This window comes from Bartonella sp. AA86SXKL, from assembly GCF_042196885.1.
Map to the genome: position 1 here is coordinate 1 of NZ_JBHIRE010000487.1, position 605 is coordinate 605.

Sequence of the window (605 nt, forward strand, 5' to 3'; positions counted from 1 at the left end):
AGCAGATCCAAATGCTGTAAGACACACCACACAGCTCTCACTTCTCTCTGCTCAGAAGCATTGAAATGCATTCAAGAGAAAATAAACCAAAGATACATTTTTCTTAAAATCAAGCGTTTGCCATTAAATTTAGTGCACAACATATTTTTAATTTTTCAATGCACCTTTTATACCAAAGCTCTTGCAACAATTGAAATCTAAAAGAGTTTCAATTTTCACACTTTGATAGCATAAACAACAGCCACATTGACGGGGCGCGTTTCATCCCCACCTGTTTTTTCCAAAAAGACCTGATGTTCATGTTCTCCTTCAAATTCTGTTAAAGAATTTTGGGAATCGTATCCATAGGCATAAGCTTTCCACTCATCCAAATTGCGCTGTACAACTACGCTTTTAAACCCTTTAAAACTATGCTTGTGTTTGCCGACGGAGTTTGTTTTTCCTTCATGGGTATGGGCTTTAAAAGACTCTTCTTGCCTACTTCCCAAGAAGCGTCCTTTATCAATTTCTTTCCCACTATCCAGCCCCCGCAAAAACATTCCACGCAGATCTGGCACATTAAATGTGGTTTGCCCATCACCTTTTCCCCATATTTCACCAAGAAC

Annotated in this window: 1 protein-coding gene; it reads right to left on the reverse strand. The window is 38.8% G+C overall.

Annotation, left to right across the window (positions count from 1 at the left end; translation table 11 throughout):
• Positions 1-215 precede the first annotated feature (215 nt).
• Positions 216-605, reverse strand: a 390-nt coding sequence (locus ACFIO5_RS12800) for a phage tail protein (protein WP_375705608.1), incomplete at its 5' end; no start/stop codon positions are given.